Annotated in this window: 11 protein-coding genes; 8 read left to right on the forward strand and 3 right to left on the reverse strand. The window is 36.3% G+C overall.

Features of this window, described 5'->3' with window-relative positions:
• Window positions 1–722: 722 nt before the first annotated feature.
• Window positions 723–1,814: a M24 family metallopeptidase gene (locus tag FG384_RS10150; RefSeq protein ID WP_142642488.1), complete on the reverse strand. Its 1,092-nt coding sequence runs from the start codon at window positions 1,812–1,814 to the stop codon at window positions 723–725.
• A gap of 113 nt (window positions 1,815–1,927) precedes the next feature.
• On the opposite strand from FG384_RS10150, the gene FG384_RS10155 reads away from it, so the two are divergent.
• Together FG384_RS10155 and FG384_RS10160 are read left to right on the forward strand one after the other, a co-directional pair.
• Window positions 1,928–2,608, forward strand: a complete 681-nt coding sequence (locus FG384_RS10155; RefSeq protein ID WP_142642489.1) for a metal-dependent hydrolase — start codon at window positions 1,928–1,930, stop codon at window positions 2,606–2,608.
• A 64-nt stretch (window positions 2,609–2,672) separates the two neighbouring features.
• Window positions 2,673–3,980 carry a DRTGG domain-containing protein gene (locus FG384_RS10160; protein WP_142642490.1) on the forward strand — a complete coding sequence of 436 codons (1,308 nt, stop codon included), beginning with the start codon at window positions 2,673–2,675 and terminating at the stop codon, window positions 3,978–3,980.
• 27 nt (window positions 3,981–4,007) lie between these two features.
• Here FG384_RS10160 and FG384_RS10165 read toward each other — a convergent pair whose 3' ends face one another.
• Window positions 4,008–4,316, reverse strand: a complete 309-nt coding sequence (locus FG384_RS10165; RefSeq protein ID WP_205961777.1) for a YtpI family protein — start codon at window positions 4,314–4,316, stop codon at window positions 4,008–4,010.
• Window positions 4,317–4,410: 94 nt separating this feature from the next.
• Here FG384_RS10165 and FG384_RS10170 point away from each other — a divergent pair, with 94 nt between their 5' ends.
• Together FG384_RS10170 and dnaE are read left to right on the forward strand one after the other, a co-directional pair.
• The gene (locus FG384_RS10170; RefSeq protein WP_142642491.1) at window positions 4,411–5,346 is read left to right on the forward strand and encodes a DHH family phosphoesterase; all 936 of its coding nucleotides are present in this window, start codon (window positions 4,411–4,413) and stop codon (window positions 5,344–5,346) included.
• 10 nt (window positions 5,347–5,356) lie between these two features.
• The gene (dnaE, locus tag FG384_RS10175; protein ID WP_142642492.1) at window positions 5,357–8,416 is read left to right on the forward strand and encodes a DNA polymerase III subunit alpha; all 3,060 of its coding nucleotides are present in this window, start codon (window positions 5,357–5,359) and stop codon (window positions 8,414–8,416) included.
• Between the two features lie 386 nt (window positions 8,417–8,802).
• On the opposite strand, the gene FG384_RS10185 is transcribed toward dnaE, so the two are convergent.
• Window positions 8,803–9,993, reverse strand: coding sequence for a multidrug effflux MFS transporter (locus FG384_RS10185; RefSeq protein WP_142642493.1), 1,191 nt, complete (start codon window positions 9,991–9,993; stop codon window positions 8,803–8,805).
• 1,509 nt (window positions 9,994–11,502) lie between these two features.
• Between FG384_RS10185 and FG384_RS10190 the strand changes: the two genes are divergently transcribed.
• The 4 genes from FG384_RS10190 to pfkA all read left to right on the forward strand — a co-directional run bounded on the left by FG384_RS10190 (window position 11,503) and on the right by pfkA (window position 15,126).
• The gene (locus FG384_RS10190; protein ID WP_142642494.1) at window positions 11,503–12,147 is read left to right on the forward strand and encodes a FadR/GntR family transcriptional regulator; all 645 of its coding nucleotides are present in this window, start codon (window positions 11,503–11,505) and stop codon (window positions 12,145–12,147) included.
• Window positions 12,148–13,017: an acetyl-CoA carboxylase, carboxyltransferase subunit beta gene (gene accD, locus FG384_RS10195; protein WP_142642495.1), complete on the forward strand. Its 870-nt coding sequence runs from the start codon at window positions 12,148–12,150 to the stop codon at window positions 13,015–13,017. It begins immediately after the preceding gene.
• Window positions 13,011–13,964: an acetyl-CoA carboxylase carboxyl transferase subunit alpha gene (gene accA, locus FG384_RS10200; RefSeq protein ID WP_142642496.1), complete on the forward strand. Its 954-nt coding sequence runs from the start codon at window positions 13,011–13,013 to the stop codon at window positions 13,962–13,964. Before accD ends, accA begins: the two co-directional genes overlap by 7 nt.
• 202 nt (window positions 13,965–14,166) lie before the next feature.
• Entirely contained in the window at window positions 14,167–15,126 is a 960-nt protein-coding gene (pfkA, locus tag FG384_RS10205) for a 6-phosphofructokinase (RefSeq protein ID WP_142642497.1), read from the forward strand.
• Window positions 15,127–15,133: the final 7 nt, after the last annotated feature.

A 15,133-nucleotide genomic window follows, 5' to 3' on the forward strand; every position in this document is an offset into this window, starting at 1 on the left:
TATCTAGGGTAAACTTTAATTGGGTCATTATTAATCTCTCCTCATTGTTTATCGTCGTTGAAAACATTGTAACCAAGAGGGATTAATTTGACCCTTTTCCTTTTTACACAATTATATGGACTTAATCAGTTCAAAAGGCGTAAGTGCAAATTGATTGCCTCTATGCGCAAGTTCAAGAACCGTATGCACAAATTCCGAGAGCATGTGCAAACTCAGTTGCGTTATCCGCAAGTTCAAAAGGAGTAAGTGCAAATTAATCGCCTCTATATGCAAGTTCAGGAGCCGTATGCACAAATTCCGAGTGCATCCGTAAACTCATTTGCTTTATCCGCAAGTTGAAAGGCGTAAGTGCAAATTGATTGCCTCTATGGGCAAGTTCAGGAGCCGTATGCGCAAATTCCGATGGCATGCGAAAACTCATTTGCGTTATCCGCAAGTTCAAAAGGCGTAAGTGCAAATTGATTGCCTCTATGTGCAAGTTCATCTCCTCCAAGCGCAAATTCAGGAGCCTCATCGGCAAATTAGAGGCGCTGCACCCTTTCTATTATTCAAAAAGGAAACAAAAAAAGACACACTGTTTTTCAATGTGTCTTTCATTTGTTGTACAATTTATTCGTTCTATTATTAGATTTAGAGATTTATTTCAAACAAAACACAACATCTCCATGACAGTTAGGAAACTGACTCCTCGCTTCTCGGGGAAGACATTGGCGTTTGTTTTCTTATAATACGATTAACTCTTTAGGGAACTTCGTAAGTACTTCGACACCATCTGCTGTGACAACTACATCATCTTCAATTCGAACTCCTGTAATTTCAGGGTGGTATATTCCAGGCTCAATTGTAAATACCATGCCGGTTTCTAGTTTCATATCATTTACACCGGTGATTGATGGGAATTCATGAACAGAGATGCCAAGTCCGTGTCCTAAACGATGTGTAAAATATTCTCCATAACCAGCCTCAGTAATTACATCGCGAGCAGTTTTATCTAATTCCATAGCTGTAATACCTGGTTTTACAGCGTTTACCGCAGCTTCTTCCGCACGGCGGACTGTTTCGTATATCTCACGCTTCTCGGCACTTGGTTCGCCAAAAGCTACTGTACGTGTGATGTCTGAGCAATAGCCGTTGTAAACAACGCCAAGGTCAAATAATACAAAGTCGCCTTTTTGGATTTTACGGTCCCCAGGGTTACCGTGTGGAGAGGCGGTTTTAGGTCCACTTAATACCATTGTATCGAATGCCATTTGTGAACCACCTTTATCTTTTACAGCTAGTTCAATTGCTGTTAATATTTCTAATTCCGTTTTACCTTCTGCAATTTCTTTGCATCCGACTTCAATTGCATAATCTGCAAGTTCTGCTGCTTTTCTCATATTTACTAATTCTTCTTCTGATTTAATGACACGTAATTCATTAATTTTTTCATCCAGTCTTGAAATTTGAACAGAAGGTATTCTATCTAGAATCGCTTCTTGACGTTCAACTGTCAAATGGGCTTTTTCAATTGCTAATGTATTTATTGACCCAACTTTTTCTTGTATATTTTGGACTAAAATATCCCAAGCATTTTCTGTATCTTGATGACCAACAATACCTCCCGTCCACCCAGTTGCTAATGCATCTGGAACTTCCATTTGTGGGCAAATAATGAATGGAGTTTTATCTTTAAAAATCGCAACACCGAGTAGTCGTTCATGTGGATTGCTTCTGAATCCTGTGAAATAAAAAACATTATCTGGAGTTGTTATAAACGCTACATCAATATTGTTTGATTGTAAAAAACTTTGAATTTTTTCTACTTGTTTCATCTAGGCACCTCTTTTAAATTTTATATGTTAAGAATATCAGAATAAAGGATTTCTAGCATCTATGTTGAATGAGAATAAGAGAATAAATATGTATTAAAAGGAGAGAGTAGACGATGAAAATCAGTTACCACGGACATTCAGTTGTAAAAATTAAAACAAGTACACATACAATTTTAATTGATCCATTTATAACGGGGAATAGTTTAACCGATTTAAAAGTCTCTGATGAAAAACCAGATGCAATTTTGTTGACTCATGGACATAACGACCATGTTGGCGACACTCTTGAAATTGCTAAGCAATGCAATGCACTAGTAGTTGCAACATTCGAGCTAGCTGAATACTTAGAGACATTAGGTGTTAAAACACATGCAATGGGGATAGGTGGTTCATATACTTTTGATTTCGGCCAAGTAAAATATACGCAAGCTTTTCATAGTTCTTCATTTACAACTACAGAAAATGAAACTATTTATACTGGAACGCCAGGAGGAATATTATTTACTGCTGAAGGAGAAACGGTTTATCATGCTGGAGACACAGCACTTTTTGGCGATATGCAGTTAATAGGTAAGAGAAATAATATTGATATTGCCTTTTTACCAATTGGGGATAATTTCACAATGGGGCCAGAAGATGCGGCATATGCAACTGAACTTTTAAATCCTAAAATTGTAGTGCCGATTCACTATAATACATTTCCTCCAATTAAACAGGATCCAACAAAATTTGAGGAATTAGTAAAAAATTCAGAAGTTCAACTACTAAACGCAGGGGATTTTGTACAAGTGTAACGATGCTGGAAAAAATGCGAAATGTGGTACAATAGACGAATAACAATCGTTTGGATGTGACTACATGACAACAAAACACGAGCAAATTTTAGCATATATAGAAAAACTACCTGTAGGGGATAAAATATCGGTAAGACAAATTGCGAAAGATTTATCTGTTAGTGAAGGAACTGCATATCGTGCCATAAAAGAAGCAGAGACAAGAAGGCTTGTTAGTACAATTGAACGAGTTGGGACTATTCGGATCGAATTAAAGAAAAAAGAACATTTCGAACGACTTACTTTTGCGGAAGTTGTAAATATAGTAGATGGGCAAGTTCTGGGAGGAAAAGCAGGCCTTTATAAAACATTAAATAAGTTTGTCATTGGTGCAATGCAAGTAGAAGATATGATGCGTTATGTTGAGCCTAGCAATTTACTTATCGTTGGAAACCGTTTTAGAGTACATGAACATGCTTTACGAGCAGGTGCAGCGGTACTTGTGACAGGTGGTTTTGATGTTTCAGAAAAAATTAAAAAAATAGCAGATGATTTGGAGTTACCTGTCATTTCCACGAGCTACGATACTTTTACAGTCGCTACGATGATTAATCGAGCAATCGACGATCAACTTATCAAAAAAGATGTACTTCTTATTGAAGATATATATATTCCCCTTAAAGATACTACGTTTTTACGTACTCATGATTATGTGAAGCATTATCGAGAATTGAATGAGTTAACGACGCACGGAGGATTTCCGGTTGTTGATCAGGCAAATAGATTGGTTGGCATAGTGACAGCTAGAGATGTGATAAGTAGAGATAGTATCGAATTGATAGAAAAAGTGATGACGAAACATCCTATTTCCATTACCTTGAAAACAAGTGTAGCATCAGCAAGTCATCGAATGATTTGGGAAGGAATCGATTTGATGCCTGTTGTTGGGGACAACAATCATTTAGAAGGTGTAATAAGTAGACAAGATGTCTTGAAAGCTTTGCAAGCGGCATCTAGACAGCCACAAAATGGTGAAACAATTGATGATATTGTAAAACAGCAAATAAAATCAGTGTCGACAGAGGATTTTATTTTTGAATTTGTTGTGACACCGCAAATGACAGATCACTATGGTGCAATGTCCTATGGCGCTTTTTCCATACTACTAACAGAGACAGGATCACAAACATTAAAAATTCGAAAACGTGGAGAAAGTGTTGTAGAAAATATGACTATTTATTTTTCGAAACCAATACAATTAGAAAGTATTCTTCGCGTGCACACTAGAGTGTTAGAAATGAGTAGAAAAGTAGCGAAAATGGATTTAGAAGTATTCAATGAAAAACAACTTGTAGGTAAAGCAATGATAACGTATCAGTTGTTAGAACGATAAAAAAATGATGCAGCTCTCTTAGCTGCATCATTTATTTAAACTAAGTTCCTCTTCCACGAACTTTCCGTAGTGCTTGGATGCTTTAAAATTGTGAAACATAAAATAGCCTCCAAGAAAGATAAATAATCCTGAAATGACATAAGTAACGGATGAAGGAAAAACTAGTAAATAATTAAATCCAAAAAACAATAAGAATGCTCCTAAACAAATAGAGGCTTTCGCAGAAAACCACTTTTTTCGTATAGGTAAATTAGTTCGAAACTGTTTCGTTTTGAAATAAAAATACCACACAAATGAAACAATAATTGCAAATACTAATATTCCATTAAGTATCATTATGAACCTCCAATAAAAAGATAAGCTTCCATCATTGTAAAGGGAAAATGGTTAAAATGCGAATAGTAAACTTGATTAAGCGAGGGAATATGACATGAAAAGACAAATCATTGACACAATCGAAGGATATGACACAATTATTATACATCGGCATGTAAGGCCAGACCCTGATGCATATGGCTCTCAAATAGGGTTGAAAGAGCTTATCTCGTTAAACTATCCAAATAAAAAAGTATTAGCTACTGGAAATCATGACAGTACATTAGACTTTTTAGCACAGCCAGAAAATGTTACGGATGAGGACTTTCAAGATGCTTTAATTATTGTTACAGATACAGCAAATACAGAAAGAATAGATGATGATCGATATAAACTTGGTAAGTATGTTATTAAAATTGATCATCATCCAAATGATGATACATATGGAGACTTACTTTGGGTTGATACGAATGCAAGTTCAGTGAGCGAAATGATTTGTGAACTTTTTGAAGAAGCGAAAGCTTATAAAGGCTGGAAGATGGACAAGGTTGTTGCAAGGTTACTTTTTGCTGGAATTGTAGGAGACACAGGAAGATTCATGTTTCAGAGTACTACTTTGCAAACAATGAAGTATGCTGGTGATCTACTTTCATATGAATTTAACCGTACAGACCTTTTTAATGGTATGTATGAGATGGATAGAAATCTACTTCACTTAAAGGGTTATGTGTATGAAAACTTTGAGATGGATGAAAACGGAATTGGATTTGTTAAACTGACAAAAGAGATTTTACAAAAATATAATGTAGCAGAGTCCGAAGCCTCATTATTAGTAGGTTCTTTAGCAGAAGTAAAAGGAATGAAAAGTTGGGTATTCTTTATTGAAGATATAAAAGAAATCCGTGTACGCCTACGTTCTAAAGGTCCAGTTATCAATACCATTGCAAAAAAATATGGTGGTGGAGGTCATCCACTTGCTTCTGGAGCTTCTGTAAAGACATGGGAGGAAGCAGATCAAGTTATCGAGGACTTAAAAAAAGCTGTAAATTGAGGTGTTTTATATGGAAACAGTATATCCACAAATTGTGACATCAGCGGATATGCTGAAAAGTACAATTCAATTGGAGCAACTCATCCAAAAATTGAAAAAGAATAACGCGAAGGCAGCCGCTATTACAAACAGTAAATTGTATGGTATGTTGCCTTTTTGGCATGAATTAAAAAAACAAAAAATTCATCCGGTAATTGGATTATCGATTCGAGTACAGTTGGACACCCAGTCATGTTCGATCATCATTTACGCTAAGAATAATGATGGATATGAAAATTTATTAAAAATTTCTAGTAGTTTGGAAACAAGAGAACTTTCCGAATTACCAAAAAAGTGGCTTCAAGCGTACAAAAAAGGTTTAATTGCACTTTATAAATGCGATCAACACTTTTCACAAGAAGGAATCGTAGAGCTTAATGAAATATTTGGAGTATCTAACCTGTATGTTGGAATAGAACGTCCCAATGGAATAAAACAAGAAATGGAAAAGACAGTAATACCGTTTGTAGAACAATTATCGATTCCTATCACTGCGTTTCATATGAGTAGATATATTGAAAAAGAAGATGCGTTTGCGTTTGAAGTGTTACATGCAATGGAGCAATCAGTAAAAATGTCCGATGCAAATCGTTTAAAGCCTTCAAATGATTCCTACCATCTTCTTACTAATGAAGAGTGGGTAAATTGGTTTTCAGATGCTCCTCATTGGCTCAAAAATACGGAAGTAATGTTAAACAGTTGTCATGTATCATTTGAAAAAACAACACATTATATGCCAAAGTTTCCTTTGCCACCATCGATATCTGCGAAAGATTATTTGCATAAACTTTGCGAAGATGGATTGAAATTACGTGTGAATAATATAACTCCATCATATATAGAACGACTAAATTATGAACTTCAAATAATTAGTAAAATGCAATATGAGGACTACTTCTTAATCGTCCAAGATTTTATGAAGTTTGCAAAACAAGCAGAAATATTAACTGGTCCTGGTCGAGGTTCTTCTGCAAGTTCTCTCGTTGCTTATTCCCTTTTTATTACGAATGTAGATCCACTAAAATATGGTCTCCTGTTCGAGAGATTTTTAAATCCCGAGCGAATTACTTTGCCGGATATTGATATCGACTTTGCTGATTCAAAAAGAATGGAAGTAATACAATATGTTGCTGAAAAGTATGGGAAGCAGTATGTATCTCAAATTATTACCTTTGGAACATTATCGGCAAAAGCAGTTGCAAGAGAAGTGGCTAGAGTATTTGGATTTGAGTCATCTACTTTAGAAGCTATTTCTTCCTTTATTCCATCAAAACCTGGAATTTCATTAAAAGAAGCGTATGATCAATCTCAAAAACTTCGTGAGTTCGTACAAACTGAAGAAATTCGAAAAAAATGGTTTCAAGTTGCATTAGCTCTAGAAGGATTACCAAGAAATGCATCTACTCATGCTGCAGGTATAGTACTTTCTCCAGTTCCACTTGTCGATGTAGTACCAATACAGAATGGTCATGATGACATTTTTTTAACCCAATGGCCAATGAACGAAGTGGAGCAAATCGGTTTATTAAAAATGGATTTCCTCGGGTTAAGAAATTTAACAATTATTGAGCGGATCTTAAATCTAATTAACTATAATAGATCCTCCAAATTATTGTTAGAGGATATTCCATTAATTGATGAACAAACTTTAATCCTTTTACAAAATGGAGATACAACAGGTGTTTTTCAATTAGAATCACCTGGTATGCGGAATGCTTTAAAACAAATAAAACCAACAAAATTTGAAGACATAGTAGCAGTAAATGCACTTTATAGACCTGGTCCGATGGAGAGTATCCCGCTTTATGCTAAACGGAAGCTGGGGCAGCAAGCTGTTATATATGAACACCCTGTATTAGAACCAATTTTGAATGAAACATACGGCATTATTGTATACCAAGAACAAATCATGCAAATTGCTTCCCAAATGGCAGGCTTTACTTTTGGAGAAGCGGATTTACTTCGAAGAGCTGTAAGTAAAAAAAATCGAGACATTTTGCAGAAAGAACGTACTCATTTTGTTCAAAAGGCAATACATCTAGGGCATACAGAAGAAGCTGCTTCATCTGTGTATGATTTAATCGTTCGATTTGCAGATTACGGATTTCCGAAGAGTCATGCTGTAGCATACAGTATAATTTCTTATCAAATGGCTTATTTGAAAGCCCATTTCCCTGTCCCGTTTTACTGTGCACTATTAAGTACTACAGCAGGAAATCAGGAAAAGCTGAATCATCTATTAATCGAAATGAAACAAAAAGGTATAACTGTACTACCGCCATCTATTCATAAGAGCAATATTTATTTTTCAGTTGAAAACGGAAGTGTACGTTTTGGATTGCAAGCGATTAAAGGAGTTACCCATTCGTTTACACAAAAATTGGTGGAATTAAGAAAGAAACAATCTGGAAAATGGAATGATATTTTCGATTTAGCTTCCGATTTAACAGCGATTCATTTTACTAGAAAAAATATTGAGCCTCTTATTAAAGCTGGAGCTTTAGATGATTTTAAAGAAGAACGATCAACTTTACTGGCGACATTAGACCCAGCAGTAAAATATGCAAAGCTTGTAAGTCCAACGGAGGACAGTGATTTGTTTGAAGGGGATAATATTCATTTTGGAAAATCAAAATATATAAAAATGGATCCATTTCCATTAATGACAAAACTACAATTTGAAAAAGAAGTTTTAGGTCAATACTTCTCAGAGCATCCAACTGTATCTATGAAAAAAAGTATGGGAGAAAAAATAGAAAACATTTGGGACGTGCAACAATCGATTAAAGAATGGAAAGTTAAAGTAGTTGGTCTTATTCAAGAAGTAAAAAAAATTCGGACCAAAAAGGGAGAATCGATGGCTTTTCTAACTATTCAAGATGAGACCGGAAGTATTTCCGTAACTTTATTTCCAGAAGAATATGCAAAATTTAATTCATTATTAGAGGAATTGTCAATCGTTGTCGTAGAAGGTAAATCGGAGCGCCGAAATGGACGTACTCAAATATTAGGGAAATTAGTATTGAGATAAACTGTACATTTATCGTGCAGTTTCAGATTGAAAACAAAAGGCAGTTGGAATGAGCTTAATCCCAACTGCCTTTAAAATTTTTCTTAATTTTGTTCAATAAATCTCTAGCATTAACGAGAAGCTGATGTGGCTTTTAAAATAAAGTTTGATCAAAAATACCACGAAAACCCAGATTTTACGATAAATAAAAAGAATCCATTTTGAAAAAAGATTGATCAAAATGGATTCTTACCCAGCAGATTTAAGTTTAGTTTTTATAAAAAAGTTTTAATCACTTTCGAGGTGCCTAAAGATTATTTTCGACTTGGCTAAAAATGATATAGTGACTCCTATTACGTAGCGTGAGGGTCAAGCATTTATCTTTTTTTGAAAACGGTGCAACTTTCTTAAAGCATCGCATCTTCTTTATAAAGTAAGGGTAAGCTTATTAAAAGCATAACGATCCCTAGTCCTAAAAAATATAGTGGCATCGCAAGGACTGTTCCGTTATGGAAAACGCTCATACCATAGATTGTAGCGCTGACGAGTAAATAATAACCTAAGCTAAATATCGCACCCGCAGAACCAATGACGTCTTGAAAGTCAATGAGCGCTAAGCTTAAACAGTTTGGTAAAGCGGTACCTGTACCAAATAAAATAATGAACACACTAACAATCATGGTTGGCATTTGTAATGAAATCGATAAAAAATGTACCGATGTAGCGAGCAATGTACCGATGAGCATAATGGCTAATCCGCGTACGATAATCTTCTCAGGTTTTGTGTGGCTAACGAGTCGTTTAGATAGCATCGCACCTGCGATAGAAGCGAGCGCAACGATAATGCCTAAAAAACCATACATCGCACTTGTTAGAGTAAAGTATTGCGTAAAAATAAATGGTGCTTCGGTATAATAGCTAAATAATACACCGTTAATACCGCCAATTAATACGCCGTAGCGCCATAGACGCGCATTTGTAATCATGCGCTTCACTATTGGTAGTATAGGCTTCATTTCGATTGTAGTAAGCGCTGTTTCAGGTAACCGTAAAAACGCATAGCAAAATACAATAACGCTCATAGCAATTAACACCCAAAATACGACTTTAAAGCCAAAATAATAATCGGTAAAGCCACCGATTAACGGGCCAAGGGCAGGTGTGAAGGCAAGGGCAGCTGAAATTTGAGCAAACAATTTATGACGCTCAACACCAGAAAAGCTTTCGCGTAAAATCGTTTGAGTCACGACAGAGCCAACACTTGCACCAAACGCTTGAATAAAGCGTGCGACTAATAAAACCGCCATTTCATTTGCTATTAAACAAAGTACGTTACCAACAAAATATAAAAACAGCCCATAAAGCATTGCCTTGCGACGACCGATTTTATCGGATAAACGCCCAAAGAAAAATACTCCGAAGGCAAGAGCGATAAAGTACACACTCATCGTAAGCTGTGCATCACTCATAGAAGTTTCAAACGCTTCTGCGATAGAAGGTAATGATGGGCTAAAAATAGTTTCACTAATTTGTGGGAAGCCTACTAATACAATCAGTAATAATAAGCTAAGTGTTTTGTTTTCGATGTTTTTCTTCAAAATAATCCTCTCCTAGATAATTATAGGTTTGAAAGAAAAACATCGTAGCGTGGGAAATGGTGGCTTCACAAGTTTAATTTTTTCTAAATCACTCATGAATTCACTTCCTTCTAATTAAAAATTATACCAACCAAAGGGATAAAACGGTGCAACTTATTTATAAACGGTTAATCTTTTTTATAAACGATCGAACTTTATTTCAAACCAACAGCTGAAATCAATCTGAACATCCAATTTACGAACTAAATGGTCTTGTCTTGTGGCTCAATCAAATCGTACCACAATCCACACTCTACTTTTTTTTTTAGAAAATCGTTGAAAAAGGCGACACTCCTGCGGAATAGCGTTAGTCGAAGACCCCGCAGTTAAGCGAGAAGGGTATTGAGAAAGTGTTATTCCAAAAATTTTCTATCAAATAGTCGTTATAAGAGAATTTATCGCTTTGTCATTCGCTTTCCGCGGGCGAGCGACGAGCCTCCTCCTTCGCTCTGCTTCGTGCGGGGTCTCGTCTGTCTCGCTTTCCCGCAGGAGTCTCATGCGTCACGCTAAATTCTCTTAAATAAATACAGCAAATAGTTCCTACAAAAATACTAATTCGAGTTTTCAGTGCCCTCGTAGTGAGGAGACTGAGGCGACGCCCGCGGAAAAGGGCCGTTTCAACGATTTTTTTTTAATTGGACTATTTTGGACAACCCCATCTGGAATAGTCAATTATTGGGGCTTTTTTAGTGCTTCATCCAAACTCCTTTTTTAATTCTAGAAAATCGTTGAAAAAGGCGACACTCCTGCGGGAATAGCGTTAGTCGAAGACCCCGCAGCGAAGCGAGGAGGCTAAGGCAACGCCCGCGGAAAGGGAGCCATTTCAACGATTTTCTTATTTCTTGGATTTTGGACAACCTCATCTGACAACGTCGATTTATAACACTTTTTTCAGTGCCTTCAGCATAGGGATTGCACTGAAAACCTCTCTATTTTTCATGTTTTACTTTTTTATTTTTAGAAAATCGTTGAAAAAGGCGACACTCCTGCGGGAATAGCGTTAGTCGAAGACCCCGCAGCGAAGCGAGGAGGCTGAGCTACGCCCGCGGAAAGGGAGCCATTTCAACGATTTTCTTATTAATTGGACTTTGGACAACCTCATCTGACAACGTCGATTTATAACACTTTTTCAGTGCCCTCAGCATAGGGATTGCACTGAAAAACTCTCTATTTTTCATGTTTTACTTTTTCATTTTTAGAAAATCGTTGAAAAAGGCGACACTTCTTTGGGATTAGAGATAGTCGAAGACCCCGCAGCGAAGCGAGGAGGCTAAGGCAACGCCAGCGGAAAGGGAGCCGTTTCAACGATTTTCTTAGGAAAACCTGAGCTATTCTAAATAAAAATAAATATACAAAACTGAACTGTACATTTATTGTGCAGTTTTTTCTTTACGTTTTATCGATAATTTTGTATCATATTAACTACGAGTGGTCAGACCACTTTGTAATTAATGGAAGAGTGTGGGGAGTATGAATCCAAAAAATAATTCCAGCAAAAGGTTTTTGGAAATAGTGAAACAACTGAGAGAGCTTATTCACCAAGAAAACGTTGCAGTTGGTGGGAAATTGCCATCAGAAAGGGAACTGGCGGAACGTTTACAAGTTGGAAGGTCAACAGTTAGAGAAGCGCTCAGAAGTTTAGAATTACTTGGGTTAATTGAAACGAGAAGAGGGGAAGGAACCTTTCTTTCTGACTTTCGTAAACATCAATTAGTAGAATTATTATCTACCTTTATATTACAGGAGTCTACTTCTAAAAAAGATGTACACAAAACAAGGGAAACTTTAGAAAAAGAAGCGATTCGTACTTTATGTCATTCAGAGAATTATACAAAACATTCCATTTGGGATGCATTTATAGTGAAATTACAACACGAAGAAGTATCTAGAGAGGATATCATTCGTGAAATAATTATTACATCCAATAATCGACTAGCATTGAAAATATGGTTCTTATTAAAACAATTCGCTGGTGAACCGTATAGAAGTCAAATGAGCATAGATGAAAAAAATGTTTGGATACAGCTGCTTACTAGTTTGAAAAATGGTGATGAACTTATGTCAATATCTCTTTATAACGAATGGCTTTTGTTAATGGATAGGAGAGAAATATAAATGATACGAGATATTTTTAGAAAAAATCATAAAAAGAAGTATGCAACAATACCTACTGATAAGGCAAAACATGATGTACCTGAAGGAATCATGATGAAATGTCCTGAATGTAGAAAAAACGTTTTTACAAAGGACTTAATGAAAAATTTAAAAGTATGTCCTTCTTGCGGTCATCACATGAAAATGACTGCTTTTGAACGTGTTGAAATCTTTTTAGATGAAGGTTCTTTCGTTTCAATGGACGATCATTTGCAAACAGATAACCCTTTAAATTTTCCAAGCTACACAGAAAAAATAAAATCAGATATGAAAAAAACTGGTATCAACGAAGCAGTTTTAACTGGTACTGGCGAAATAGAAGGACAACAAATCGTTGTTGCAATTATGGATTCACACTTTAGAATGGGGTCTATGGGCTCTGTTGTAGGTGAAAAGATAACGAGGGCTGTAGAAAAAGCAACTGAGCTACAAGTGCCTTTTATTATTTTTACTGCAAGCGGGGGAGCTCGAATGCAAGAGGGGATACTATCCCTCATGCAAATGGCAAAAACATCTGTTGCTTTAAGAAGACATAGTGATAACGGGCTATTATATATTTCGATTTTGACACATCCAACAACGGGTGGTGTATCAGCTAGTTTTGCCTCAGTTGGCGACATTAACTTGGCTGAGCCGAAAGCATTAATTGGATTTGCTGGTAGAAGAGTTATTGAACAAACAGTTCGTGAAAAGCTTCCAGAAGATTTTCAAACGGCAGAGTTTTTACTGGATCATGGTCAGCTAGATGCAGTCATTCACAGGAAAGACATGCGTAATACTGTCTCATCAATTGTGAAAATGCATGTTCAAAAGGAGGTTACAACATGGTAAAAGCACTACCATTTGAAGAGCCGATTGTTCAACTAAAAACGAAAATTGATGAACTAAAAGAATACACTGCCAATGCAGATGTAGACATGACAGCTGAAATTGAAAAGTTAGAAGAAAGACTGAAAAAACTAGAACAAGATATTTATGAAAATATGCAACCTTGGGACCGTGTTCAAGTAGCACGTCACCCTGGTCGTCCAACTACTAGAGATTATATTCAATTAATATTTACTGACTTTATCGAACTTCATGGCGACCGATTATATGGAGATGATGCAGCAATCATTGGTGGTATTGCGTTATTAGACGGTAAACCAGTAACTGTAATTGGGCATCAAAGAGGACTAGATACAAAAGAAAATATTAAACGTAATTTTGGTATGCCACATCCAGAAGGTTATCGAAAAGCACTTCGATTGATGAAACAAGCTGAAAAGTTTAACCGACCAATCATTTGTTTTATCGATACAAAGGGGGCTTATCCAGGAAAAGCTGCTGAAGAACGCGGTCAAAGTGAAGCAATTGCTCGAAACCTAGTTGAGATGGCTGGATTAAAAGTACCAGTTGTCAGTGTAGTAATTGGAGAAGGTGGAAGTGGAGGTGCACTAGGTTTAGGTGTTACAAATCATATCCATATGCTTGAAAATTCTACTTATTCAGTAATATCGCCAGAAGGAGCAGCTTCAATCTTATGGAAAGATTCATCACTTGCAAAACAAGCTGCTGAGGCGATGAAAATTACCGCACCTGATTTAAAAGAGATGAAAATCATCGATACTGTTATCAAAGAAGTACATGGTGGAGCACATAGAGATATAGAAGCACAGGCATCCTATATGAAAGAAACTCTCTTAAACTCCCTTCGAGAGCTTTCTAAATTAACTGTAGATGAATTAATAAATAATAGATACGATAAATTTAAGCAAATTGGAGACTTTACTGAGTAATATGGATTGGACAGTTGAGAGACGCTTGTAGGCTTTGCTGTTATTATACGGTTATTGATCATACGAGCGTTTCAAGACAGTCAAAGGATTCTCTTCGAACATAGTTTATTAAATTTGAAATGTGTCTGACGGACACATTTTTTTTTGCTTAATTTCGTGATAAGCTAATATTAATAAATATATTAAATCTGGAGGGTGCATTGTGAAGCGAATAGGTGTATTAACAAGTGGTGGAGATGCCCCAGGTATGAATGCAGCGATTCGTGCCGTGGTCAGAAAAGCGATATACGAAGGTCTAGAAGTAGTTGGTATATATCATGGGTATCAAGGATTAATAGAAGGGAATATGGAAGAATTAGATTTAGGATCAGTTGGTGATATTATTCAAAGAGGTGGCACGAAACTGTTATCAGCAAGATGTCCTGAATTTAGAACAATTGAAGGTCAACAAAAAGCAATTGAACAGTTACGAGCAAATCAAATCGATGGATTAGTCATTATTGGAGGAGATGGTTCGTATCGAGGTTCCATGACATTAACGAAAAATGGATTCCCTTGTGTTGGCATTCCAGGAACTATTGATAATGACATACCTGGTACTGATTATACGCTTGGTTTTGACACAGCTTTAAATACTGTCATCGATTGTATTGACAAAATAAGAGATACTGCAACGTCTCATGATCGTACTTTTATAATTGAAGTAATGGGTAGGGATGCTGGGGATCTTGCTTTGTGGGCGGGCCTTGCAGGTGGTGCAGAAACAATTATTATTCCAGAAGTAGACTACAATATTGAAGAAGTAGTTGAAAGGTTAAAAAGCGGAACTGCTCGTGGTAAAAAGCATAGTATTATTATTGTAGCAGAAGGGGTTATGAGTGGATCAGAATTTGCAGCTAAGTTAATGGAGCATGCAAGTATTGAAACCCGTGTTTCTGTTTTAGGCCATATCCAACGCGGAGGTTCACCAACTGGTAGAGACCGAGTATTGGCAAGTATGTTCGGAGCAAGAGCTGTTGAAGTATTATTGACAGGTCAAGGTGGGCGTGCAGTTGGCATCCAGAATCATCAAGTGGTAGACTATGATATGAATGAAGCATTTGAAAAGAATGAGGTTTTTGATTCAATAATGTATCAGTTATCAAAAGAATTATCAATTTAAAAATGCG

This window comes from Psychrobacillus vulpis, from assembly GCF_006861825.1.
GTDB lineage: Bacteria > Bacillota > Bacilli > Bacillales_A > Planococcaceae > Psychrobacillus > Psychrobacillus vulpis.

What these genes read in the sequence shown, in the direction of transcription:
- FG384_RS10160 (WP_142642490.1), top strand. Translation starts at nt 2,673, where the DNA reads ATGACAACAAAACACGAGCAAATTTTAGCATATATAGAAAAACTACCT.
- FG384_RS10150 (WP_142642488.1), bottom strand. Translation starts at nt 1,814, where the DNA reads ATGAAACAAGTAGAAAAAATTCAAAGTTTTTTACAATCAAACAATATT.
- FG384_RS10190 (WP_142642494.1), top strand. Translation starts at nt 11,503, where the DNA reads ATGAATCCAAAAAATAATTCCAGCAAAAGGTTTTTGGAAATAGTGAAA.
- FG384_RS10170 (WP_142642491.1), top strand. Translation starts at nt 4,411, where the DNA reads ATGAAAAGACAAATCATTGACACAATCGAAGGATATGACACAATTATT.
- accD (WP_142642495.1), top strand. Translation starts at nt 12,148, where the DNA reads ATGATACGAGATATTTTTAGAAAAAATCATAAAAAGAAGTATGCAACA.
- FG384_RS10155 (WP_142642489.1), top strand. Translation starts at nt 1,928, where the DNA reads ATGAAAATCAGTTACCACGGACATTCAGTTGTAAAAATTAAAACAAGT.
- FG384_RS10165 (WP_205961777.1), bottom strand. Translation starts at nt 4,316, where the DNA reads ATGATACTTAATGGAATATTAGTATTTGCAATTATTGTTTCATTTGTG.
- accA (WP_142642496.1), top strand. Translation starts at nt 13,011, where the DNA reads ATGGTAAAAGCACTACCATTTGAAGAGCCGATTGTTCAACTAAAAACG.
- dnaE (WP_142642492.1), top strand. Translation starts at nt 5,357, where the DNA reads ATGGAAACAGTATATCCACAAATTGTGACATCAGCGGATATGCTGAAA.